Source organism: Metaplanococcus flavidus (genome assembly GCF_042675885.1).
In the GTDB taxonomy this organism is placed as follows: Bacteria; Bacillota; Bacilli; order Bacillales_A; family Planococcaceae; genus Planococcus; species Planococcus flavidus.
This window is the reverse complement of record NZ_JBHTKI010000016.1, coordinates 1-21,601: the sequence shown is the minus strand read 5'-3', so window position 1 is coordinate 21,601 and position 21,601 is coordinate 1. Positions and strand designations below refer to the sequence as shown.

Annotated in this window: 22 protein-coding genes; 13 read left to right on the top strand and 9 right to left on the bottom strand. The window is 45.8% G+C overall.

The genetic code is table 11. From position 1 onward, the window contains the following. Positions 1-229: 229 nt before the first annotated feature. Both yugI and ACFQ1X_RS11190 read right to left on the bottom strand, forming a co-directional pair. A complete protein-coding gene (gene yugI / locus ACFQ1X_RS11195; protein WP_144841470.1) occupies positions 230-604 on the bottom strand; it encodes a S1 domain-containing post-transcriptional regulator GSP13 in 375 nt (124 codons plus the stop codon). Between the two features lie 88 nt (positions 605-692). After that, on the bottom strand, positions 693-3,317 hold the full coding sequence (locus tag ACFQ1X_RS11190) for an RNA polymerase sigma factor (protein WP_144841471.1): 2,625 nt from the start codon (positions 3,315-3,317) through the stop codon (positions 693-695). Between the two features lie 150 nt (positions 3,318-3,467). On the opposite strand from ACFQ1X_RS11190, the gene ACFQ1X_RS11185 reads away from it, so the two are divergent. The 3 genes from ACFQ1X_RS11185 (at position 3,468) to ACFQ1X_RS11175 (ending at position 6,511) form a co-directional block, all read left to right on the top strand. Continuing rightward, positions 3,468-4,802 (top strand): sodium-dependent transporter, encoded by a 1,335-nt coding sequence (locus ACFQ1X_RS11185; RefSeq protein WP_144841472.1) that lies wholly within the window; start codon positions 3,468-3,470, stop codon positions 4,800-4,802. 102 nt (positions 4,803-4,904) lie between these two features. Beyond that, positions 4,905-5,123 carry a helix-turn-helix domain-containing protein gene (locus ACFQ1X_RS11180; protein WP_144841473.1) on the top strand — a complete coding sequence of 73 codons (219 nt, stop codon included), beginning with the start codon at positions 4,905-4,907 and terminating at the stop codon, positions 5,121-5,123. A gap of 218 nt (positions 5,124-5,341) precedes the next feature. Further along, positions 5,342-6,511 carry a MalY/PatB family protein gene (locus ACFQ1X_RS11175; RefSeq protein WP_144841474.1) on the top strand — a complete coding sequence of 390 codons (1,170 nt, stop codon included), beginning with the start codon at positions 5,342-5,344 and terminating at the stop codon, positions 6,509-6,511. A 481-nt stretch (positions 6,512-6,992) separates the two neighbouring features. Here ACFQ1X_RS11175 and ACFQ1X_RS11170 read toward each other — a convergent pair whose 3' ends face one another. Then, positions 6,993-7,694 (bottom strand): peptidylprolyl isomerase, encoded by a 702-nt coding sequence (locus ACFQ1X_RS11170; RefSeq protein WP_144841475.1) that lies wholly within the window; start codon positions 7,692-7,694, stop codon positions 6,993-6,995. A 131-nt stretch (positions 7,695-7,825) separates the two neighbouring features. On the opposite strand from ACFQ1X_RS11170, the gene ACFQ1X_RS11165 reads away from it, so the two are divergent. The 8 genes from ACFQ1X_RS11165 (at position 7,826) to mnhG (ending at position 15,089) form a co-directional block, all read left to right on the top strand. Continuing rightward, a complete protein-coding gene (locus tag ACFQ1X_RS11165) occupies positions 7,826-9,058 on the top strand; it encodes an MFS transporter (RefSeq protein WP_144841476.1) in 1,233 nt (410 codons plus the stop codon). 253 nt (positions 9,059-9,311) lie between these two features. Continuing rightward, positions 9,312-11,726, top strand: a complete 2,415-nt coding sequence (locus ACFQ1X_RS11160) for a Na+/H+ antiporter subunit A (protein ID WP_144841477.1) — start codon at positions 9,312-9,314, stop codon at positions 11,724-11,726. Further along, on the top strand, positions 11,713-12,135 hold the full coding sequence (locus tag ACFQ1X_RS11155) for a Na(+)/H(+) antiporter subunit B (RefSeq protein ID WP_144841478.1): 423 nt from the start codon (positions 11,713-11,715) through the stop codon (positions 12,133-12,135). The genes ACFQ1X_RS11160 and ACFQ1X_RS11155 overlap by 14 nt, the downstream gene beginning before the upstream one ends. Further along, entirely contained in the window at positions 12,135-12,482 is a 348-nt protein-coding gene (locus ACFQ1X_RS11150; protein WP_144841479.1) for a Na(+)/H(+) antiporter subunit C, read from the top strand. Before ACFQ1X_RS11155 ends, ACFQ1X_RS11150 begins: the two co-directional genes overlap by 1 nt. Then, positions 12,475-13,956 carry a Na+/H+ antiporter subunit D gene (locus tag ACFQ1X_RS11145; protein WP_144841480.1) on the top strand — a complete coding sequence of 494 codons (1,482 nt, stop codon included), beginning with the start codon at positions 12,475-12,477 and terminating at the stop codon, positions 13,954-13,956. Before ACFQ1X_RS11150 ends, ACFQ1X_RS11145 begins: the two co-directional genes overlap by 8 nt. A gap of 5 nt (positions 13,957-13,961) precedes the next feature. Beyond that, positions 13,962-14,441, top strand: a complete 480-nt coding sequence (locus tag ACFQ1X_RS11140) for a Na+/H+ antiporter subunit E (protein ID WP_144841481.1) — start codon at positions 13,962-13,964, stop codon at positions 14,439-14,441. Then, positions 14,438-14,719 carry a Na(+)/H(+) antiporter subunit F1 gene (locus tag ACFQ1X_RS11135; RefSeq protein ID WP_144841482.1) on the top strand — a complete coding sequence of 94 codons (282 nt, stop codon included), beginning with the start codon at positions 14,438-14,440 and terminating at the stop codon, positions 14,717-14,719. The genes ACFQ1X_RS11140 and ACFQ1X_RS11135 overlap by 4 nt, the downstream gene beginning before the upstream one ends. Continuing rightward, positions 14,700-15,089 (top strand): monovalent cation/H(+) antiporter subunit G, encoded by a 390-nt coding sequence (mnhG, locus tag ACFQ1X_RS11130; RefSeq protein WP_379082601.1) that lies wholly within the window; start codon positions 14,700-14,702, stop codon positions 15,087-15,089. The genes ACFQ1X_RS11135 and mnhG overlap by 20 nt, the downstream gene beginning before the upstream one ends. A 21-nt stretch (positions 15,090-15,110) precedes the next feature. Here the strand turns inward: mnhG and ACFQ1X_RS11125 are convergent, their stop codons facing one another. Further along, the gene (locus ACFQ1X_RS11125; RefSeq protein ID WP_144841484.1) at positions 15,111-16,604 is read right to left on the bottom strand and encodes a leucyl aminopeptidase; all 1,494 of its coding nucleotides are present in this window, start codon (positions 16,602-16,604) and stop codon (positions 15,111-15,113) included. A 149-nt stretch (positions 16,605-16,753) separates the two neighbouring features. Here ACFQ1X_RS11125 and ACFQ1X_RS11120 point away from each other — a divergent pair, with 149 nt between their 5' ends. Beyond that, positions 16,754-17,230, top strand: a complete 477-nt coding sequence (locus tag ACFQ1X_RS11120; RefSeq protein ID WP_144841485.1) for a divergent PAP2 family protein — start codon at positions 16,754-16,756, stop codon at positions 17,228-17,230. A 41-nt stretch (positions 17,231-17,271) separates the two neighbouring features. On the opposite strand, the gene ACFQ1X_RS11115 is transcribed toward ACFQ1X_RS11120, so the two are convergent. The 5 genes from ACFQ1X_RS11115 to ACFQ1X_RS11095 all read right to left on the bottom strand — a co-directional run bounded on the left by ACFQ1X_RS11115 (position 17,272) and on the right by ACFQ1X_RS11095 (position 21,004). Further along, the gene (locus ACFQ1X_RS11115) at positions 17,272-17,601 is read right to left on the bottom strand and encodes a YuiB family protein (RefSeq protein ID WP_144841486.1); all 330 of its coding nucleotides are present in this window, start codon (positions 17,599-17,601) and stop codon (positions 17,272-17,274) included. 908 nt (positions 17,602-18,509) lie between these two features. Further along, positions 18,510-18,635: a YuiA family protein gene (locus ACFQ1X_RS11110; RefSeq protein ID WP_158241206.1), complete on the bottom strand. Its 126-nt coding sequence runs from the start codon at positions 18,633-18,635 to the stop codon at positions 18,510-18,512. Between the two features lie 212 nt (positions 18,636-18,847). Further along, positions 18,848-20,062 carry an NAD(P)/FAD-dependent oxidoreductase gene (locus ACFQ1X_RS11105; protein WP_144841487.1) on the bottom strand — a complete coding sequence of 405 codons (1,215 nt, stop codon included), beginning with the start codon at positions 20,060-20,062 and terminating at the stop codon, positions 18,848-18,850. A 227-nt stretch (positions 20,063-20,289) separates the two neighbouring features. Further along, positions 20,290-20,652: a HesB/IscA family protein gene (locus tag ACFQ1X_RS11100; RefSeq protein WP_144841488.1), complete on the bottom strand. Its 363-nt coding sequence runs from the start codon at positions 20,650-20,652 to the stop codon at positions 20,290-20,292. A 115-nt stretch (positions 20,653-20,767) separates the two neighbouring features. After that, on the bottom strand, positions 20,768-21,004 hold the full coding sequence (locus ACFQ1X_RS11095; protein ID WP_112224421.1) for a NifU family protein: 237 nt from the start codon (positions 21,002-21,004) through the stop codon (positions 20,768-20,770). An 83-nt stretch (positions 21,005-21,087) separates the two neighbouring features. Here ACFQ1X_RS11095 and ACFQ1X_RS11090 point away from each other — a divergent pair, with 83 nt between their 5' ends. After that, positions 21,088-21,408 carry a YuzD family protein gene (locus tag ACFQ1X_RS11090; protein WP_144841489.1) on the top strand — a complete coding sequence of 107 codons (321 nt, stop codon included), beginning with the start codon at positions 21,088-21,090 and terminating at the stop codon, positions 21,406-21,408. The last annotated feature ends 193 nt before the right edge of the window (positions 21,409-21,601 follow it).

Here is a 21,601-nt window from a genome sequence, read left to right as displayed (position 1 = left end):
TCGGGTCATAAGCCGGCCTAGCTGTGCGGCTGAAAAGATGCCGCTTCGCTATTCCGTCTTATGCCTTTCAGAGCTTAACGGGCGCCGTCGCTTTTCTCTGTCCAGACTCCGGCGGCCCAGCTCTTCGGGTCATAAGCCGGCCTAGCTGTGCGGCTGAAAAGATGCCGCTTCGCTATTCCGTCTTATGTCTTTCAGAGCTTAACGGGCGCCGTCGCTTTTCTTACTTACTTTACTGCCCAGAGCGCTTGATCCACTCTTGCATTTTGTCTTTCAATGAGTTGAATCCTTCAGAGTCATTTTCGTTAACATGTGACTGAAGAGATTGTTTTGGTTTTTCAGTGCGCTGAGCTGCCGGTGGCTGCTCCTGCAACGCACGGATTGAAAGGCTGATTTTTTTAGATTTTTCATCAACTTCCAAAACTTTCACGTCAACTTCTTGTCCGACTGCCAAATACTCACTTACTTCTTTTACATAGCCATGAGTGATTTCTGAGATGTGGACCAAACCTTGTGTCTGCTCGTCGAGTGCTACGAAAGCCCCGTATGGCTGGATTCCTGTTACTTTACCTGATACTGTGTCGCCTGTTTGATATGTCTTTGTCATGTTCTACCCGCTCCTAGTCTTATCTGAATTATCCTGTACACCTATTGGCATCTGTATATTATAGCACAGAAAGATGAGCTGCGTAAAATTAATGACTGAACATGTCCTGAACCATCCATGATTCGCCAACTTTTTCCAGTGGCAGGAAGTGGCTGTTTTCCCTTGTAACCAGGTCATTGTAAATGTCCACATATCCCTGGAGGCCTTGTATACCGGTATTGTGGATGTCCACGCGGAAGGAGATTCCTTCAATTTCTGAATAGGCCGGAAATTGTCCGGAAGTTATCCAGCGGCTTTTAAATTCCTCATCTTCAAGCTGCAGCTCTCCTTTATTGATCAGCAAGCGCATCGTATTCACATCTTCTTTTTCCAATGCCAGAAGGAAAACACCTGCTATTTCTGCCGGAGTTGCATTGTTCACGGCTTCCAGACTCTCACTTTGCAGAAGATTGTTATAGTGGGTCTGGACACGGGAGTCAAATTCTCCGAAATTATCTTCCTTTGCATAATATTCATCCATCTGATTCTGCATCAGCCAGATGTGGTCCCGCTCTGTAATTAAGATCATTTCCCGCCTCTGCTGAATGTCCTGATTGGATCCACTCATTGAAGCAGGAACAATCAGGTAAACTTTTCTTCCCTGCCGGGTAAAATTATCTTCGTAAATTTCAATACTGCGCCTTGTTTCTGTGATTTCGGGCTGTTTTTTCCACCTTGCCGTGTATTCTTCCAGCGTGGGCTTCAATTCGTCATCGGCAGTCAAATGCCACATCGTTTCGATATCTTCAATTTTATTGGCGTAATAATATAGTTTGATGATTTCCATTGGTTCAATACCTGACAGGATATCCATTTTATAAGAGTCTGAAAATTCTTCATAAAGAGGCATGATATCGTTGTAATCATAGTCATTCAATTGAAGAAAGGCAGATTCGATTTCCATATCTCCATTCGGCAGCTTCGCTTCCAATTCACCATGTCTCTCCATCTCAATTGCAGCGAGAATATCAGATAATGCCAAATCATCAAAATGTGTGGATTCTTTCCAACCACTCGCTTCGAATTCTTCCAGAATCGGCAGCAACAGGAAGGTTACAGGGTTTCCAGCCAATTGAATCGAAGTATCCCAAGCCGTTCGAAACTCTTCTTTTACCACCCCATCGCCGTCAAAGACTTCTGTATTGAAATCCCCTTTCACCATTGCGTAGAAAGAATTGGCCAATAGGGGCTCAACTTTACTCTTCAATTCCGGGTCCAGCATTGGATCGGCCAGGAATCCGGCCATTGTCGTAATGGAAAAAGGCAATTGCTCAATTGGCATCAGCATACCCGTTTCATCATAATAAGGGGCACCGCGAATAACTTCCATATAATAATTGGATAGGCCATCTGTGCTGAACGGACGTATTTCATAAAATTTATTGACATCTCTTACCGTCCGGAAGCGGTTTACATTGGGGTGCGGTATATACTGTAATGTGTGTTCCCTTAAAGCCGCTGTCAGATTTTCAATTTCTTCGGGAAAGTCAACGCGGCCATTCATCAGCATATCCGGTGCTAATCCTCCGTCTCTTTCAGCGGATGCCAGTTCATCTTTGTGTTTCTCAAGCAGATTATCGGCAATGACCATCAATTGCTCAGTCTTTTCTGTATAGATCACCAGGAATTTGCTGATTTCTGCAGCATTCAATTGATCATTCTCGACAAAGTCCAACATCCCTTTCGGTGTTTCAATGCTCAGCATCAGGACATCGACCTGGTCCTGCATACGCTCGGGATCATCCTGTAATTGCTTGACGTTCTGTCGGCTGAATGTACGATCCTTCAAAACATCCGCTTTTTGGACATACTCGAGAGATTCGAAAGTTTCCGGTGACAAGCCCAGGCGTTCAGGCGCTGTTGTGCGGATTTCATCAAATTCCGCTTCCCATTCTTTGACCATTTCTTTGCTGACCGTTGTCGGATTCTCTTCACTAGTATCAGCCTGCTGCGAAACAGTCGGCTGGTCGCCGAAAAGCAATGATGCTCCGATAACAGCAGTTAAAAAAAGACTGGCTCCCGCAATGAGGGCAAAAGTTTTCTTTTTTTCTGGTTTATTTTGGACTGATTCCTTAGCATGTTCCGGTTCGGCAGCCTGGAGTTTGTCGATTTCTATAATCTCTGCTGCGTTTGAAAATTCAATCCTGTTATAAGACTTATCCAATAGGACCAGTCTTCTTTCAGCATCGGGCACTGATTCGACCGCCAACTCATTTTTGATCTTTTCCAATCCTGCGAGAGTATCTGATTCGACTGCTGTCTCTTGAGACATAAGGATTTCGGCTGCATCTTTCAACTGTTTCCCGTGAAAATGGATGAGTATAACAGCAAGTCGCTCCTGCAAAGGCAGCCGGAGAAGAGCCTTATGCGTTTCCTGGTCTTCTTCAAATTTCAACGACAGGCCCTCTGATTTGTTATTGGATTCAGCCAGTTCCTTTTCGATCAGATGGACAGCATTCTTGTATAAGGTATTTTCAGCATCTTCCTCAACCAATGTCTCAAGCTTCTCGTTAATAGATTCAATTAAATCACGTTGCAAGGCGTCAATTTGCTGATTCTGCAGGCCTGCCTGATAAGCTAACCTGGCTATTTCGTCCTGGTAATTTTGAAACCAGTCCATTAGCGCCTGCCTGTCACCCGCTTTCGCTTTATTGAATGGATTATCCGCATACATTTATAGGGCCCCTTTAAAAATGAAATATTCAATCTCTTCCTTTATATGTTTATTATACGTTACGAAATCAGCGAAGTTTCAAATTTATCTATTTTTTTGAAGAATGCTCATGTAGAATGAGAAAATCTAATGGATATAGGAGTGAGGACAATGGAAAATCGTGAGCAATGGAAATCGAAACTCGGATTCATCCTGGCGGCAGCCGGCAGTGCCGTCGGTTTGGGCGCAATCTGGAAATTCCCTTATGAAACAGGTGCCAACGGAGGCAGTGTTTTTATACTATTATTCATCATCAGCACCATTTTCATCGGCTTGCCGATTTTGCTTGCAGAATTCGTCATTGGGCGGCGAGGCCAGGCAGATGCCGTCAGCGGCCTGAAAAAACAGGCTCCCGGAAAACCCTGGTTCCTGATTGGCTGGTCGGGCTTTATCTTTGCATTCCTGATCCTGTCTTTCTACAGCGTTGTCGGTGGATGGATCCTGTCGTATCTGGCACGTGCAATCATGTTCCAGCTTTCAGATTACAACGACACCGGTTTTGCCGATCTATTTAACGGCATTATAGCAAATCCGGTCGAGGTATTGATCGCTCAGGGTATATTCATGCTGTTGACGGTTTGGATCGTGCACGGCGGGATAAAATCCGGAATAGAACGTGCCAGCAAAATCATGATGCCGGCTTTACTGATTTTCTTCGTATTGCTGATGGTCAGATCTTTGACTTTGGATGGGGCAATGGAAGGCGTCCGGTTCATGTTTGTTCCGGATTGGTCGTTCTTTACCTTCGAGACGGCTCTAACCGCTCTCGGCCAGGCATTCTTTTCTCTCAGCGTCGGTGTTGCAGGAATGATCACGTATGCTTCCTACTTGCCGAAGACAGAAAATCTTGGGCGTTCGGCTGTAAGTGTCGTGTCCTTGAATATCATTATTTCAATTATGGCTGGCCTCATCATCTTCCCTGCGGTTTTCGCTTTGGATTATTTGCCGGACGAAGGGCCCGGACTCGTGTTCATCATCCTGCCGGCCATTTTCAATGAATTATTCATGGGACAATTTTTGATCATCCTGTTCTTCATCCTTTTGCTTTTTGCGACATTGACTTCTTCCATTTCCATGTTGGAGATTACCGTGTCGATTGCTGTGAAGGACAAATACGATCGACGGGGCAAGATTTCCTGGCTTGCAGGATTGGCCATTTTCATCGTCGGAATCCCGAGTGCATTGTCGTTCGGCATTTTCTCGGATCCGGTTTTCTTTGGCTACACCTTCTTCGACTTTATTGATATTTTAACCAGTAAGGTTGGATTGCCGCTCGGAGCATTATTCATCTCACTGTTTGCTGGTTATGTACTGACCAAACAGGATGCCCACGCAGAAATGCATGAACAGCAATTGCTGGTTGATGTTTGGCGGGTGCTTTTGAGATATGTGGCACCGATTGCGATCATTGTAGTGTTTATTCAGGGAATCATTGATATCTTCTGAAAAATGTTCAAAAACTGACATATTTTTTCGGATCAAAACAGCGGTTTTATGATATTCTATAAAAATAGAAGAAAGTACCAATTCCGAAAGGAGTGTATGAATATGAGTAAAGCATTAAACGCGCAACTGAAGTTCCTTCGGGAAGAGCGCAATTTGACTCTGGACGACCTTGCATTAAAAACAAGAGTCGGAGTGGCAAAGCTTCATTCATACGAAACAGGGGAAGAAATTCCATCGGTCCAGACCATCATGAAGCTTTCCAACGCACTTGAAGTTCCAGCATCCAACTTGCTCGATGGCATGGAACCTGTGGGACAATAACAAAAAGAGAGTTGCCGGCAGTAATTTGCCGGCAACTCTCTTTTTGTTGGCAGTACCTGCATCTTTATTGCAGCAAATTGAAGAGAATGGACTCCCTTGCCCATGGATTATGTACTTTGCCGTTCATTTTAGTGAATGCATAAAGTTTTTGACCTGACATTCTATTTTGTTAACGGCTATAATATCCATAGAAACCATTTAGAAATGAGGAGATTGTGTTGAGTTTATTCGAGGAAGTTTATGAACGCAGAAAAACCCGCTCAGTCAAATGGGACCTGATGGAAATGCTCTATGAAGTGGAAGATGCGTCTGACATTCTGCCGCTTTGGGTCGCAGACATGGATTTCCCTGCCCCCCCACCTGTTATGGAAGCATTGAAAAAGAGGCTCGATCACCCGATTATTGGTTATACGTATATTGATGATGACATTAAAAAAGCGATTTCGGCGTGGCAGGCAAGGCGCAATGACTGGGAAATCAATGAACAAGAAATTATGTTCCAACCTGGCGTCATTCCGGCAATTGCGGCAATTCTTCAGGTTTTCACCAACCCCGGAGATGCTGTTGTCGTCACACCGCCTGTTTATCCGCCTTTCTTTTCGATTCCACAGAACCAGGGTCGGAAAGTCCTGTACAGTGAATTAATTGAAAAAGACGGGGAATACAGTTTCAATTTTGCTGATCTGGAGGAGCAATTCTCGAAAGCAACATTCTTTATCTTCTGCCATCCGCATAATCCTGGCGGAAAAGTGTGGAAAGAACAAGAAATGAAAGAAATTCTTCGATTGGCCGAAAAACATGATGTATTGATCATTTCAGATGAAATCCATTCCGATCTGATCCTGAAACCACACCAGCACATACCGCTGGCGAAACTTGCCGGCGCACAGGCGCATCGAATCTTTACTTGCATCGCGCCAACCAAGACCTTCAATCTGGCAGGCATACAGGCCTCTATGCTGGTTGTTACCGATCCGAAAAAAAGGCTGCGCCTCGAGAATCATGCCGCTGCCAACGGCACGGGCATGATGAACGCTTTCGCCCCTGTTGCTTTAAAAGCTGCATACGAAGAAGGAGAGGCATGGCTGGATGAATTACTTGAAGTGCTGTCTTCCAATATGGACTATGTGATCGAAAAGTTGGAGACTGCCATTCCCTCGATTAAAATTACCAAACCGGAGTCTACATATCTGATATGGCTTGACTGTCGGGGTCTTGGAATGGAAGAATCGGAAATCATGGAAAAGCTTCTGCATGTCGGAAAAGTTGCGCTGGAGCCGGGGTCAAAATACGGTGACGCCGGCACAGGATTCCTTCGCCTCAATGTGGCGTGTCCACGGACCATGCTGGAAGACGGCGTCGAACGGATTATAAAAGCGCTCGGTTGATATAGGATATGTGAATAAGAAAAGGAAGATCCGCAATGGATTTTCCTTTTCAGCTTGTTGGGAAAGAAACATAAAAACCGATATTACGCAAAACAGCTTCGCTTGCCTGGGGGCTCGCGCTGAGCTAACTCGGTCTCGTTGCACTTCGCCCAAGTGGATCTCAGCACTTCGCTTGGTCCCCTGGGCGTCTTCGCTGTTTTGCTCCATATCTCAGCTCTTTTTCTATAAAGGAATAGACGTTTAGGTGTGTTGCAAGTGAGAAGGTGAACACTTGCATTATCAGCACAGCACAGAATGAAGCGGCAGGCGGCGACTCCATCGGGAACCAGAGCGAGTCCTGAGACCCCGCAGGGAGCGAAGCGAGCGAGGAGGCTCAGGCCGCTCCCCGAGGAAAGCGTCCGCCTAGAGCGAAATGATTGGCGAAGTTGTCGGTTTCTCGACAGCCTAAAAAGGAAGATCCGCAATGGATCTTCCTTTTTGCTTATTCCTGGATAATATCGATCGATTCGATAACTACGGCTTCAACAGGACGGTCGCCCTCTCCTACTTCCACTTCAGCGATGGCGTCGACGATATCCATGCCTTCCACAACATGTCCGAAAACGGTATGCTTGCCGTCAAGCCTAGGCGTTCCTCCGTTGGCGGCATATTCCTCTTTGACTTCTTCCGGAGCATCCGCTGGCGGCAACCCATCTTCCGGCAGTTCAGGCAGCTGAACAATGAAGAATTGGCTGCCGTTTGTGCCCGGTCCGGCATTCGCCATAGACAATGCACCCCGGAAATTATACAGCTCTTCAGAGAATTCATCTTCAAAGCCTTCACCGTAAATGCTTTCACCTCCACGGCCGGTGCCTTCAGGATCTCCCCCTTGAATCATGAAATCTTTGATGACCCGGTGGAAAATCACACCATCGTAATAGCCGTCTTTTGCGTGAGTCAGAAAGTTTTCGACCGTTTTCGGCGCCTGTTCAGGGAATAATTTTATTTGAATTGTTCCCATCGAGGTATTCATATCCACTAACGCTTCATCCTCTGCAACTTCATCTGACAATTGCGGAAAATCTGCGGTTGTCTCTGATGAGCCAGTATTTTCACTTGCTGTTGACTGTTGGTCTGTTTCCTGAGATCCACAAGCAGCCAATAAAGCTGTCGCCAGTAATATCGGCATCCATATTTTTTTCATTTCGCATTCACCCCGCCTTATTTTAGCATATAAAAATTTCAGAATACACCAGTAATTTTTCTTACTTTTTTCGAGTGACGAAATAATATATAATAGAGAAAGATGCACGGTTCAGAAAGAAGGTAACTGTTATGGATGTGCAAAAAAGAAATTTTATCATCATCATGTTCACGAACTTCCTGGTTGCGGGAAGCACGACAATGATTATGCCCTTTTTATCTCTTTATATCGAATCGCTCGGTGATTTTTCCGACGAATATGTCCAGCGCTGGGCTGGGCTGGTATTCGGGGTTACATTTGTTGCCGCCCTTTTCATGTCACCGATTTGGGGACGCATCGCGGATCGCTACGGCTATAAGCCGATACTCATCATCAACGGCTTCGGGATTGCCATCAGCATTTATATGATGGGAGCCGCCGATTCTGTTCATGAATTATTTATGATCCGGCTGTTCATGGGTGTCGTCACTGGCTTCATCCCCACTTCGCTGGCGTTCGTCAGCACACAGACACCAAAAGAAATTGCCGGGAGAACACTTGGCACCTTGCAGATGGGTAGTGTATCGGGAACGCTGTTCGGGCCGGTTATCGGTGGATTGATGGCAGATTCCTTCGGTTTTGACTATACATTCATCATCACCGCAGTTGTCATTGGCATAGCGGCGGCGCTTGTCGCCTTCGGCATTAAAGAAGTTAAAAAAGTGGCCAATAAAGACGCCCATATTTATGAGCGAAAAACGATTATACAAGGAATTCTCCATCACCGCTTGTTGATCAATGTCATGATCATCACCAGCCTCATCCAAGTGGGGAATTTCAGTATACAGCCATTATTGTCGCTGTACGTTGCAGAACTTGCTCCGGACAGTTCCCAGGTCGCCTTTCTGGCGGGCGTGACTTTCAGTGCGGCGGGTGTAGGCAACCTGCTTTTCGCCCGGCGATGGGGTCGCCTTGGAGATTCAATCGGGTATGAAAAAGTGCTGGGCTTCCTGTTATTGCTGTCATTCCTGTTTATTGTGCCTCAGGCATTCGTTACAGAGCTATGGCAATTGATGATTCTTCGGCTGTTGTTCGGTGTCGCTGTCGGCGGTATGATCCCGACCACTACGGCGTTGATGCGCCGGGAAGCACCTATTGAAATCCAGGGGGAAATCATGGGCTATAACACCAGTTTCCGTTTCCTCGGCAATATCGTAGGACCGGTTTTTGGGGGGATTGTCAGTGGCTTTGTCGGAATTTCTTCCGTTTTCATCGTCACAGGCGTTTTGTTTGTGCTGGCATTTGCGTTCCTTAAATATACACTGGCAAAACCGGAGCAGGACTTCGAAGACGTATTACTGGAACAGGAAATGAAATCGATGTAATGTTTAATAAAAATCAAACCCTTTTTTCATATTTTCAGATTTGCGGATTCCAAAATGGAGTCCGTTTTTTCTTTGAAAACCGATTTTAATGAGAAAAAATTAAATAATTTTCCCGAGTTTCTTCCTATCTTTATAACACGCGGAAAATGTGATCATTTCTTTTCAAATAAAGTCCCAACAATGCAAAGCGTATAGAATTACGTTATAATTTTTTTAGCAAGTCATCATGTTTATGCTTGGAAGGAGGATTCATTTGTCACTCGTATTCTTAATTTTTCTGCCCATAATTGCAGCTTTGATCATCCCGCTGCTTTTCAAGAAAGTCAGTCAGGTTCATACGGGCTGGTTCGTTTTATTAGTTCCCGTATTCTTATTCATCTATTACACCACTTTGCTTCCCGCAATTGCAGACGGAGGCAACCGTGTGTCCGAAATGCAATGGATTCCTTCGCTTGATATTTCATTTATCGCTTATATCGACGGATTGAGTCTCCTGTTTTCAATGCTGATCACCGGCATTGGATCTTTAGTCGTGCTTTATTCCATTTTCTATCTGGATAAATACCGCGAACAATTACATAATTTTTATGTTTATCTCCTGATGTTCATGACAGCGATGCTCGGGGTTGTTCAATCCGACCATCTTATATCCCTATATCTGTTCTGGGAGCTGACCTCCATTTCATCTTTCCTGCTGATTGGCTATTGGTACACACGCGATCGCTCAAGATTCGGTGCGTTGAAGTCGATGATGATCACCGTATTCGGCGGATTGATGATGCTTGGGGGCTTTGTATTGCTCGGAATCATGGGCGATACTTATTCCATCCGGGAACTGATTTCTCTCGCACCCGAAATGGCGACCCACGATTTCTTCATTTGGGCGCTTGTACTGATTCTGCTCGGCGCATTTACCAAATCGGCTCAATTTCCATTCTATATCTGGTTGCCAGACGCGATGGAAGCGCCTACTCCGGTCAGTGCGTATCTCCACTCCGCCACAATGGTTAAAGCCGGTCTCTACCTGGTTGCCCGCTTCACCCCAATATTCGCGGTATCCGGCACCTGGGTGTGGCTCGTTACCGGCGTCGGCTTGTTTACAATGTTCTGGGCTTCGTTCTGGGCACTGAAGCAAAAGGATCTGAAAGGGATTCTGGCTTTCTCAACTGTATCTCAGCTCGGACTTATCATGTCCCTGCTCGGCGCATCAGCTGCCGGCTTTCATGTTGAAGATGCTGCCGGCACTTATTTCAGATATGCAGCATTTGCGGCTATCTTCCATTTGATCAACCATGCCGTATTTAAAGGCAGTCTGTTTATGGTCGCCGGCATCATTGACCACGAAACCGGAACACGCGATATCCGGAAACTGGGCGGCTTGATGAGTTTGATGCCGATCAGTTTTACCATTGCCATGATCGGTTCATTCTCCATGGCCGGGTTGCCTCCATTCAGCGGCTTCCTGAGCAAGGAAATGTTTCTGACCGCGATGCTTACGATGATGGAATTCGATATGTTCCAGTTTGACACATGGGGCATCCTGTTCCCTGTCATCGCCTGGGTCGGCTCAGTCTTTACGTTCATATACAGTTTCTATTTTGTCTTCCGCACATTCGCCGGCAAGCATAAACCGGAGGAATTGCCGAAGCCGGCTCACGAAGCGCCGATCGGCATGCTTCTTTCACCAGCTTTCCTGGCAATTCTGGTGCTGGTGATTTTCGCCATCCCGAACATCGTCGGAGACTGGCTCGTGAAACCGGCGGTCGCCGCAATTCAGCCGTTCCTGTATGATTCGCCGCAGGACGTTGAGGTAACCGTCGCCTATTGGCACGGTTTTGAACCTGAGTTCTACATGACAATCGGCATTTTCGCCATCGGTTTCCTGATGTTCTGGACACTCGCCAAATGGCAGAAGAGCTATGACCTCTATCCCGATACACTGACACTGAACCGCCTGTACGATCATATGATGTTCCTGAGCGATACGGGAGCCAACCGCTTCTCAAGAACTTATATGACCGGATTTATCCGTTCATATCTGGTGTATATGTTCAGCTTCCTGGTCATCATCGTACTCGGCACGTTTGTATTGAATGAAGCATTCGCGATTGATATGAATAATGTGGCGCCGGTTGGCTTGTATGAAGTTGTGATCATGTTCGCTTTGCTCGGATCGACATTGACCATCCTGTTTTCGAAATCACGCCTGACTGCCATTATCGCACTAGGCGCTGTAGGCTACTCGGTGGCCTTGTTCTTCGTCATTTTCCGTGCACCTGACCTTGCTTTGACGCAATTGGTCATTGAGACGATTTCTGTCGCATTATTCCTGCTGGCCTTCTACCATCTGCCGCAGATCAGCAGAAAAGAAGAACGGATGCGCTTCCGCTTCGGCAATGCAGTAATTGCTATTGGTGTTGGTGTGACAATGACGCTTGTTGCACTGGCTGCACATTCCGGAAAAGCTCTGCCTTCCATTTCCGAGTTTTATAAAGAAACAGTATACACGGAAGCTGGGGGCGGAAATATTGTTAACGTAATTCTTGTCGATTACCGTGGTTTTGATACCTTGTTTGAAATCGGCGTTCTTGGAATTGCCGGCATCGGCATCATCACGTTGATCAAGCTGCGGCTTACGAAAAAGGAGGGACAGCATGAAAACAAATGATGTTATGCTTCAGACCGTTACGAAAGTCGTAACCTTCATCATTCTGATGTTCGCTGTCCACATCTTTTTCGCCGGACATTATACGCCGGGCGGCGGTTTTGTCGGCGGTTTGCTGACTGCGAGCGCCATTGTACTGTTGATGCTCGCGTTCGGTATCCGGACAGTTAAAAAGATTTTGCCGATCAATTATGTGGTGATGACGTCGGTCGGACTGCTTGTCGCGATTGGTACAGCTGCGGCTTCCATATTATTCGACGTTCCATTTTTCACACATGCTTACGATTATTTCGACTTGCCGCTATTCGGTGAAACTTCCCTGCATTCCGCTTTGCTTTTCGATATAGGAGTCTATTTGGTTGTTGTTGGAGTTACGATGACCATTATTCAAACGATTGGAGAGGATGAATAATGGAAATAATCATGTCAGTTGTCATCGGTTTTCTGTTCATGGCAGCTGTTTACTTAATACTTTCAAAAAGTTTAATCCGAATCATCATCGGCACGGCACTTCTCAGCCACGGTGCCCATCTGCTCCTTTTGACGATGGGCGGCCTCGGCGGAAATGCTCCGCCGGTAGTTGCGGACGGTGTTTCTGTATCCGATTACGCAGATCCGCTGCCGCAAGCCCTGATCCTGACAGCAATCGTCATTTCATTCGCTGTCACATCTTTTTTTCTTGTTGTTGCCTACCGCGCTTATCAGGAGCTCGGCACTGACAATGTGGAATTAATGAAAGGAACTGAAGACCATGAGTAATTTATTATTGTTCCCGATCATAATTCCTTTGATTATCGGTACAATCCTGATGCTGTTCCCGAATAAGATTAAAATGCAGCGATTGTTTGCATTGATCGGTGCGGTTCTCACACTGATATCTTCAGCGTTTCTGTTAGCGAAAGTTTACAGCGACGGAGTCCAGGCGGTAACGCTCGGCAGCTGGCCGGCACCTTTCGGCATTTCGATGGTGTCCGACCTGTTCTCTGCCCTTTTGGTCGCGACTTCATCTTTGATTGTGCTGTTCGTTGTCCTGTACAGCTTTCCTACCATCGGCATCAAGCGTGAACAGTCGTTCTACTATCCGGCAGTGCTGTTTCTGATGGCCGGTGTTAACGGTGCGTTCACGACCGGAGATATTTTCAACCTTTTCGTATTCGTCGAAGTCCTGCTGATGGCGTCTTACGCATTAATCGTCCACGGCGGCGAAAAACAGCAGCTTCGCGAATCAATCAAATATATTCTGGTCAATATCATTTCTTCCGCATTATTCGTAGTCGCGGTCGCTTTTCTCTACTCAGTGACCGGCACCTTGAATATGGCGGATCTGGCTGTCAAAATCCCTGAAATTGAAAATACCGGGATTCTTACCGTCATTGCCGTATTGTTTTTAGTGGTATTCGGTTTTAAAGCAGCTATATTCCCCTTATATTTCTGGCTGCCAGCATCCTATCATGCGCCTCCGATGCCGATTCTGGCGTTATTCGGTGCCTTGCTGACCAAAGTCGGGGTTTATGCCATCATGCGTACATACACGCTGTTCTTTACGATGAATGTCGGTTTTACTCATGAGCTTCTGGCAATCATCGCCATCCTGACTATTCTGGCTGGCTGTGTCGGTGCACTCGCATATTTTGATGTAAAAAAAATCATCATCTACAATATCATCATCGCAGTCGGAGTTATCCTATTCGGTGTTTCCCAGATGAATCAGGCGGGCATCGAAGGATCGATTTTCTATCTGATCCATGACATGATGATCAAAGCGGCATTATTTTTCCTTGTAGGCATCACAGCCGTCATATTCGGAACGTCTAACCTCCGCAAAATGGGGGGATTGATGAAGACCTACCCGGTTCTGGGCTGGACTTACCTCGTTGCAGCTTTCGGCCTTGCCGGCATCCCGCCGCTGAGCGGATTTCCCGGCAAGTTATTAATTGTCCAGGGCGGCTTTGAAGGCCCGCATTTCTGGGGCAGTATCGTCATCCTTGCGACAAGCCTCATTGTGCTGTTAAGCGCAACCCGCATTTTCATTTATGCGTTCTGGGGTGAACCTGTTGAAACTAAACCTTTAAAACGATCAGCTTATCAAGCTATGCTGATTCCTTCGATGATACTGGTTGCCATCACGGTATTTTTCGGAGTCGGTGCGGAACTCTTCATGCCATTCGTTTCTGGTGCGGCTGAAGTGCTGCTGAATCCATCGCTCTATATAGATGCGGTATTTAAGGAGTAGATGATATGTCTTCACAAATCCTATTGAACTTCTTTCTGGCATTCATCTGGATGTTCATGACAGTTTCCTTTACTCCTGCCGGATTCACTATCGGCTTTTTAATCGGATTGGGAATCATCATCCTCATGCGTCGGTTCTTTAAAGGAAGATTGTATTTGACCCGTGTTTGGGCACTTATCTATTTGGTCCTTCTGTTCCTGAAAGAATTGACTATGTCGAGCATTCAGGTGTTACGGATCGTTCTGCGGCCAAACATGAATATCAAGCCCGCTATTTTTGAAATGGAAACGGAATTAACAGAGGACTGGGAAGTGACGCTGCTTTCAGCATTGATCACGTTGACTCCCGGAACTCTTGTCGTCGGAATTTCCGATGATCAGAAAAGGCTGTATATCCATGCACTGGACTTTGAAGACATCGATCAAGCTGTTTATTCCATTAAAAGTACATTCGAACGTGCAATACTGGAGGTGAGCCGGCCATGATGATGTTTTACTGGGTTGCCCTCGCCATCGTCAGCATAGCTTTTGCCGGACTTCTGTTCCGGCTGGTCAAAGGACCGACAGTCGCGGACCGGGTTGTTGCCCTTGATGCAATCGGAATCAGCCTGGTGTCAATAGTTGCGCTGCTTTCTCTGATCATCGAAACAGAGTTCTTCCTGGAGATCATCCTGTTGCTCAGCATCCTGTCGTTTATCGGGACAGCCGCTTTCGCTAAATTCATCGAGAGAGGAGAGATTTTCGATCGTGATAACAATCGCTAACATCCTCATTATCGTTTCAATCAGCGTAGGAGTCCTTTTCAGCGTCGTTACAGCTCTGGGACTTGTAAGGCTGCCGGACGTTTACACGCGGACGCATGCGGCTTCCAAGAGTTCGACACTGGGAGTACTGGCAATTCTCACGGGTACCTTCATCCATTTCTTTATCATCGAAGGCGTATTCAATACACAAATGATTATCGCCATCGCATTCCTTTTCATCACAGCTCCTGTTGGGGGCCATCTGATTGGGCGTGCGGCTTATATTTCAGGCATCAAAGTAGCCGAGCAGACAGTCCGTGATGATTTGGGACCTGCCGTCCAACGGAAGAGGAAAAGATTTGCCTTATCAAAAAAACCTGCAGACGATTGAGTCTGCAGGTTTTTCTTTGTGTTATTTTTCTTCAGATAAACTTTCCACCATCATTGCCAGTGTTCTGACCATGGCGCCCGTTCCGCCTTTTGGACCGAGGTCGTGAGCGGAAGGGGTAAATGACGTACCCGCTATGTCCAAATGGATCCACGGTGTGTTGTCTACAAATTCTCCTACAAAACCACCACCGAAAATCATATGGCCATCGCGGCCCGGGGAGTTGTTGAGGTCGGCCACGTCGCTTTTGCGGAGACGTTTTTTGTCGTTCTCCGTCAAAGGCAAGCGCCAGACAAATTCCCCTGTTTCATTGGACGCTTCCAAAAATTCTTCGAAGAATGCTTCGTCGTTGGTCAGTGCGCCAGTCTTGTCCATCCCTAGAGCTACAATAACTCCGCCAGTCAGTGTTGCCACATCAATGATGCGCGTCGCGCCGAGCTGCTTGGCGTAAGTGACCGAATCCGCCAGCACCAAGCGCCCTTCAGCATCCGTATTCAGGATTTCAATGGTTTTGCCGCTGAGTGAAGTGATCACGTCATCCGGTTTGAACGCATCGCCTGACACCATATTGTCTGTTGAAGCAATGACCGCGATGACGTTTTTGGCCGGTTTCAGTTCCCCGATGATTTTCATCGCACCAAGAACTGCAGCTGCACCCCCCATATCGCCTTTCATGCCGACGATGCCATCTTTCGGTTTCAATGAATAGCCGCCGGTATCAAACGTAATTCCTTTACCTACAAGCGCAAGCGGGTCTTCAAACCCCTCTGTTGCTTTGTATTTCATGACGATCAAACGCGGTTCTTCAACTGACCCCTGGTTGACTGCAAGAATTGCGCCCATGCCCAACTCTTCCATTTGCGCTTTATCCAAAATATCCATCTCAAACCCGTATTGTTCACCCATTTCCTTTGCATAATCAGCAAGCGCGGTTGCTGTCAGGACATTGCCGGGCATATTGACCAGCGATCGGGCTTCATTTACAGACTCACCGAAAACCTGTCCGATTTTCGCGGCTGCTTCGACTTCTTCGGAATCAGCTTCCGTCAGGAAAGTTAAGTTCTCCAGTTCGATATCGGTTTCATTGGAAGAAGTTTTATAATCGGCAAAGCTGTACATCCCCATGCCGATGCCTTCAGCAGCAAGATACGACGCATCTTCAGCAGTTACTTCATCATTTTGGAAAGACTCCAGATAAACCGCAGCGTGCCTGATTTTTTTCTGTACTATCTGCTTTCCAGCAAGGCCGAACGCATTACGTACATCTTCTTCATTCAATTTTTTCCGGTCATCCAATCCTATAAACATGACGCGTGCAATATCTCCAGACATGGTTGGATATGTAATGAGTGAATTTTTATCAAATGAAAGATCATTTTTTACCCAGTCCTGCAATTTTCCATTGAATCGCTCGGAGAATTTGTCCCACCCTGTCGTATTTTCAGGATGGCGAGTAAGTCCGACGATCAAAATGTCTGCACCCGTTTCGTGTTCATTTGTATGTGCTGTAATCTTCATAAGTCTCCTCCTCTATATGGGTTCCTTTTCAGTTTAGCATTTATTGCTGCAGCTTAGTAGTTCGTAAGGCGAAATTGTTTGAGTCTTTAGAGAAAATAAATTTATGCTATACTAAATCAATAAGTTCATTTTGAAAGGTTGATAATTGAATGGAATTCTTTACGAATACCCCCTTAATGATTGCGCTTTTTGCAATCATCTTTGCCCAATTCCTTAAAATTCCAATTCAATATGCGGTAACTCGGGAATTGGATTGGAAACTTTTCAGCTCGACGGGGGGAATGCCAAGCTCACATTCTGCAGCGGTAACTTCATTGACCACTGCGGTCGCGTACGAACATGGGGTCGGTTCAACCATTTTTGCAGTGGCCACCATGTTTGCAGTCATCACCATGTATGACGCCACCGGAGTAAGGTTCCAGGCGGGTCAGCAAGCTTTGACGATAAACAAACTTCGGACGGATTTGCAATTGTTCATGAATGAAACCAGAACCTGGGCCAACAAAAAAGAAGAAGAAAAAATTGAGGAATTAAAAACGCTGCTTGGCCATAAACCGAGCGAAGTTTTTATGGGCGCTTTGATCGGAATTGCCATTTCCGTAGTCGTATACAACCTGATCCTATAAAAAATCCGTACGGCCCATTAGTTGGCCGTACGGATTTTCTGTTAAAACATCTGGTATCCCATTTTACGCAGCACTTTCATGACTATTCCGGAGGTAATTGCTCCAGCGAACCCGGCAAGAAGAACTGCTATATCAGTGCCCGTCAATGATGTGATCGTGTCACCAAGCATTGAGAATGACTGGCCCGGATTTGTAAAGTAATCAAAAACGCCCACATCGTCAATAACAAGCAGGATGACGACCGGATAAACGATTGCCATCAGCCAGGTCATGCGCAACAGCATGTTCAGCAAAAAACCGATACCGAAAAACATTACATAAAATAACAGCATTGAAATGATCAATTGAACTATTGTGAATGAACTATTCATAGTATTTCCAACCTCCGATATTCCCTTCATCAGTTTAACTGAAATATCAAAGCCTTTCAATCCACCAGTCCATAGTTCATTACATTGACACAAGGTGTGATGATTTCATAAAAAAAGATCCCTCAAATTGTCTTTTCGGGTTTCGATTTAAACTTTTATATAAGTCGAACTAAAAATTCAACTTAATAGTAACGCTTCGGCGCTTTGGACAAGGCTCCCGCTATAAGCCGAGAAGAGCACTCGTCTTATAGCTCCGCCCAGTCCTGGAGCGCGCCGGCGCTGAGAAAATTCTTTAGAGATATGCAGCAAAACGGTAAAGACTCCTGGGTGACCAAGCTCGGGCCAAGTGTTGGCCTAAAGTAGTTCGGCCGACTTTTTGCAACGAAGCTAGCGCAGCGATGCAGCGTACTTTAATGTCCCGAAGCTGGCGTATGCGATGCAGGGACAGAGACAGGAGCACAATTATGCTCTTCACGCCTGCCGCTTCATTCTGTTCTGTTTTCAAACTGTAAGTGTCCACTTTCTCGTTTGCAACACACTTGAACACATATTTTTTGGTAGAAAGTAATTTGAGATATGGAGCAAAACAGCGAAGACGCCCAGGGGACCAAGCGAAGTGCTGAGATCCACTCGGACGAAGTGAAACGAGACCGAGTTAGCTCAGCGCGAGCCAAGTGTTGGCCGAAGGGAATTCGGCCGACGCTTTGCGACGAAGCTAGCGCAGCGATGCAGGAGCAGCCTTAAAATCGTGCTCCTGCAGTGCTGCGCACTTCGTCGCAAAGACAGTATCCGTGCAGGACACGCCTACTGTCTTCGAAGCTGTTTTGTGCAATATCGGTTTACATATTTCTTTCTAAAAAATAGAACCCGCAAAAATTGAATTTGCGGGTTCCGATTTAAATTCCAAATTATTTCTTACCCGATCCCGAGCAGCAAGAGCACGTTTCCGATCCGCCCAAACGCAATTGGAAGTAGCCTTGGCCTGCGCAATATGGACATTGATTCGTTGATTTAACCTGTTTGAAGTTCTTCATCCGAAACACCTCCTCCTGCTTTGTTTATAATATTCTGATAATATAACACGGTGTTAAAAAACTGGCAAGAGAAAGAAACAGATGTAAGCGCATACATCTAAATTTGTTTTGCATCTTCTTAAAATGGACACAATTTTCACTCTTTTAGGTTCCGAAAGCTGAATTTCCCCATCAAAAAAGCTCCCGCCTAAGCGGAAGCTTTCTTAAAAGTATTATAGTACGTTGAATTTACCTTTTTTCAAGACCAATTTCGGTCCACCCATCATCAGTAAAGCACGGTTATCAATCATTTTCTTCATGAATGATGCACGCTTGCCAGTAACTTTTTTACCGAATACAACGCCGATCGCATCGTCATCACCAAGTGAACATACAGTACCTTTAAGATCAGGAACAAATTCCTGAGTTGTCTGGCCCTGGATCAATGCTTTAATGTTGCCTGCAGCTGTTTCAGCCTGCTGCATCGCAATTTGTGCAGTTGGCGGATATGGACGGTTCGTTTCCTCATTGATCATCAATGCGCAATCCCCTACGATGAATACATCCGGGAAGGCTGGTGCACGAAGATCTTTTTCAACTTTTACGCGGGCACGCATGTTTTCAATCGGTGTAGACTCGATCAGACGGTTGCCACGAACTCCGGCAGCCCATACAACTGTGCCGGCTTTGATGAACTCAAACTCATCATCGCCTTTTTTGATGTTGACACCTTCAGGAGTTGCTTCTACAACCGGTGTACCGATAGAGAATTCGATTCCTTTAGATTCAAGGTGGCCAACAGCGTAGCTGACCAATTCCGGATCGAAACCAGGCAATACCATCGGTGCTGCTTCAACACAGATAACGCGGACTTTTTCACGCGGTACATCAAACTCTTTGCAAAGTTCAGGTACACGGTTGGCAAGTTCCCCCAGGAATTCGATGCCTGTGAATCCGGCGCCCCCAACAATGATGTTCAAGCGGCTGTCGTCTTTAACTGCTTCTGTTGACCAAGTGGCGAATTGGAATTCGATATGCTCACGGATATAACGCGCCGCTTTTACGTTGGCAATTGATAAAGCATATTTATCAAGACCTTCGATCCCGAATGTTTCGCCTTCGAAACCAAGAGCGATGACGATATAATCGTATGTAAACTCGCCATTATCCGTCAGGACCTTTTTGCCTTCAACATCGATTGCTTCTACTGTAGCCTGTACGAATCTCACTTTGACAGGGTCTATAACTTCCTTGACGTCATAACGCACCTGCTCCGGTGTCATCGTTCCAGCCGCAGCTTCGTGAAGCCATGTACTTTCGTAATGGTATTCATTTTTGTTGATCAACGTGATATCGACTTCGTCTGTTCCCATGATTTTTTGCAGATTCACTACAGTAGTCAACCCACCATAACCTGCTCCAAGTACTAAAATTGACGGTCTTTTCAATCTAATCGCAACCACCTTCAAGTCATTTTTTAAATCGGAAAATTAATTATACCTAATCATTATTATTCCAATTTACTCCTACACTCTATATTAGCCTTTTTAATACACGATTTCAACTGCAAGCACCAGATAGTCATACTATCGGAGTAAACAGATTATTCCCTGTTGACAGACAAAAAACCTTCTGCTCTTTGTACAGGCAGAAGGTTTTTCCTTGAATATTCAACTCAGCAGTTTTCCGGAGTACCCGCTTTTTTCGCAGTCCGGAATGATGTACCACAGCCACATGAAGCAATGGCATTAGGATTTTCGATGGTGAAACCACCGCCCATCAGCGATTGCTTGTAATCTACGACTGTCCCTTTCAAAATAGGAGCATCTTCTTTTGCAATCAGGATCGGAATTCCAAATTGTTCATAGAGATCGTCTTCTGAACTCTGCTCTTTTTCAAATCCCATGCCGTATGTCAAACCGCTGCAGCCTCCGCCGTTAACGGCTACACGCAGAAATGAATCTTCCTCTTCATTGTGTCGCATCATTTCTTTGACTTGAAAAGAAGCGGCTTCTGTAATTTCGACTACTTGTTCCATTAACATTCACCCTTTCCTGTCCATATATGATATCGATAAAATCCCGCGAGGTCCAAGCAGGCATTCCCATGAACTTCACAGAATAAAAAAGGGACCCGTAACAGGTCCCTTGGCTTTAAAATACTTGTTCTACTTCTACGATGCCAGGAACTTCCTCCGTTAATGCGCGTTCAATTCCAGCTTTCAATGTAATTGTCGAACTTGGGCAGCTTCCGCATGCTCCGAGCAGACGAAGTTTTACGATACCATCTTCTATGTCCACGAGTTCACAATCTCCTCCGTCACGTAAAAGGAATGGACGTAATTTATCTAAGACTTCCATTACTTGATCTTCCAACAAAGCTTCAGTCATTTATATCGACTCCTTTCATTATAATCATTATAATGTGATTAGAACGAAAAAGCCACTAATGAATTTATAGGAGGTCCAATTTAATGACCAGAAAAATTTCAATCGAAGTATACGGGGCCGAAGTAATCTGCGCCAGCTGTGTAAATGCGCCGTCCTCACTTGATACTTATGAGTGGCTGCAAGCCGCCATACCAAGAAAATACAAAGACCAGCCATTTTCAATTACTTATATTGATATTGAGAAAGAGACGCATGACGAACGCCAAAAAGATTATATCCAGCGTATCCGCGAGGATGAATTTTTTTATCCGCTCGTGCTGGTGGAAGATGAAGTCGCTGCCGAAGGTTTCGTACAATTAAAACCGATTTACAAAGAACTGGAAAAACATGGATTTACTGCTTAAAAGGAAAAGCGACAGCGAGAGATGCCCCAATCTTTTTGGGGCCATCTCTCTGCGACGAAGCAGCGCAGCGATGCCGGAGCACTTCGGACTGGTTTATGACCCGAAGAGCTGGGCCGCTGGAGTCTGGACAACAAAGAAAAGCGACAGCGCCCGTTCAGCTCTGAAAGGCATAAAACGGATCAGCAGAGTGGCG

What these genes read in the sequence shown, in the direction of transcription:
- yugI (WP_144841470.1), bottom strand. Translation starts at nt 604, where the DNA reads ATGACAAAGACATATCAAACAGGCGACACAGTATCAGGTAAAGTAACA.
- ACFQ1X_RS11190 (WP_144841471.1), bottom strand. Translation starts at nt 3,317, where the DNA reads ATGTATGCGGATAATCCATTCAATAAAGCGAAAGCGGGTGACAGGCAG.
- ACFQ1X_RS11185 (WP_144841472.1), top strand. Translation starts at nt 3,468, where the DNA reads ATGGAAAATCGTGAGCAATGGAAATCGAAACTCGGATTCATCCTGGCG.
- ACFQ1X_RS11180 (WP_144841473.1), top strand. Translation starts at nt 4,905, where the DNA reads ATGAGTAAAGCATTAAACGCGCAACTGAAGTTCCTTCGGGAAGAGCGC.
- ACFQ1X_RS11170 (WP_144841475.1), bottom strand. Translation starts at nt 7,694, where the DNA reads ATGAAAAAAATATGGATGCCGATATTACTGGCGACAGCTTTATTGGCT.
- ACFQ1X_RS11165 (WP_144841476.1), top strand. Translation starts at nt 7,826, where the DNA reads ATGGATGTGCAAAAAAGAAATTTTATCATCATCATGTTCACGAACTTC.
- ACFQ1X_RS11155 (WP_144841478.1), top strand. Translation starts at nt 11,713, where the DNA reads ATGAAAACAAATGATGTTATGCTTCAGACCGTTACGAAAGTCGTAACC.
- ACFQ1X_RS11150 (WP_144841479.1), top strand. Translation starts at nt 12,135, where the DNA reads ATGGAAATAATCATGTCAGTTGTCATCGGTTTTCTGTTCATGGCAGCT.
- ACFQ1X_RS11145 (WP_144841480.1), top strand. Translation starts at nt 12,475, where the DNA reads ATGAGTAATTTATTATTGTTCCCGATCATAATTCCTTTGATTATCGGT.
- ACFQ1X_RS11140 (WP_144841481.1), top strand. Translation starts at nt 13,962, where the DNA reads ATGTCTTCACAAATCCTATTGAACTTCTTTCTGGCATTCATCTGGATG.
- ACFQ1X_RS11135 (WP_144841482.1), top strand. Translation starts at nt 14,438, where the DNA reads ATGATGATGTTTTACTGGGTTGCCCTCGCCATCGTCAGCATAGCTTTT.
- ACFQ1X_RS11125 (WP_144841484.1), bottom strand. Translation starts at nt 16,604, where the DNA reads ATGAAGATTACAGCACATACAAATGAACACGAAACGGGTGCAGACATT.
- ACFQ1X_RS11120 (WP_144841485.1), top strand. Translation starts at nt 16,754, where the DNA reads ATGGAATTCTTTACGAATACCCCCTTAATGATTGCGCTTTTTGCAATC.
- ACFQ1X_RS11115 (WP_144841486.1), bottom strand. Translation starts at nt 17,601, where the DNA reads ATGAATAGTTCATTCACAATAGTTCAATTGATCATTTCAATGCTGTTA.
- ACFQ1X_RS11110 (WP_158241206.1), bottom strand. Translation starts at nt 18,635, where the DNA reads ATGAAGAACTTCAAACAGGTTAAATCAACGAATCAATGTCCATATTGC.
- ACFQ1X_RS11100 (WP_144841488.1), bottom strand. Translation starts at nt 20,652, where the DNA reads ATGGAACAAGTAGTCGAAATTACAGAAGCCGCTTCTTTTCAAGTCAAA.
- ACFQ1X_RS11095 (WP_112224421.1), bottom strand. Translation starts at nt 21,004, where the DNA reads ATGACTGAAGCTTTGTTGGAAGATCAAGTAATGGAAGTCTTAGATAAA.
- ACFQ1X_RS11090 (WP_144841489.1), top strand. Translation starts at nt 21,088, where the DNA reads ATGACCAGAAAAATTTCAATCGAAGTATACGGGGCCGAAGTAATCTGC.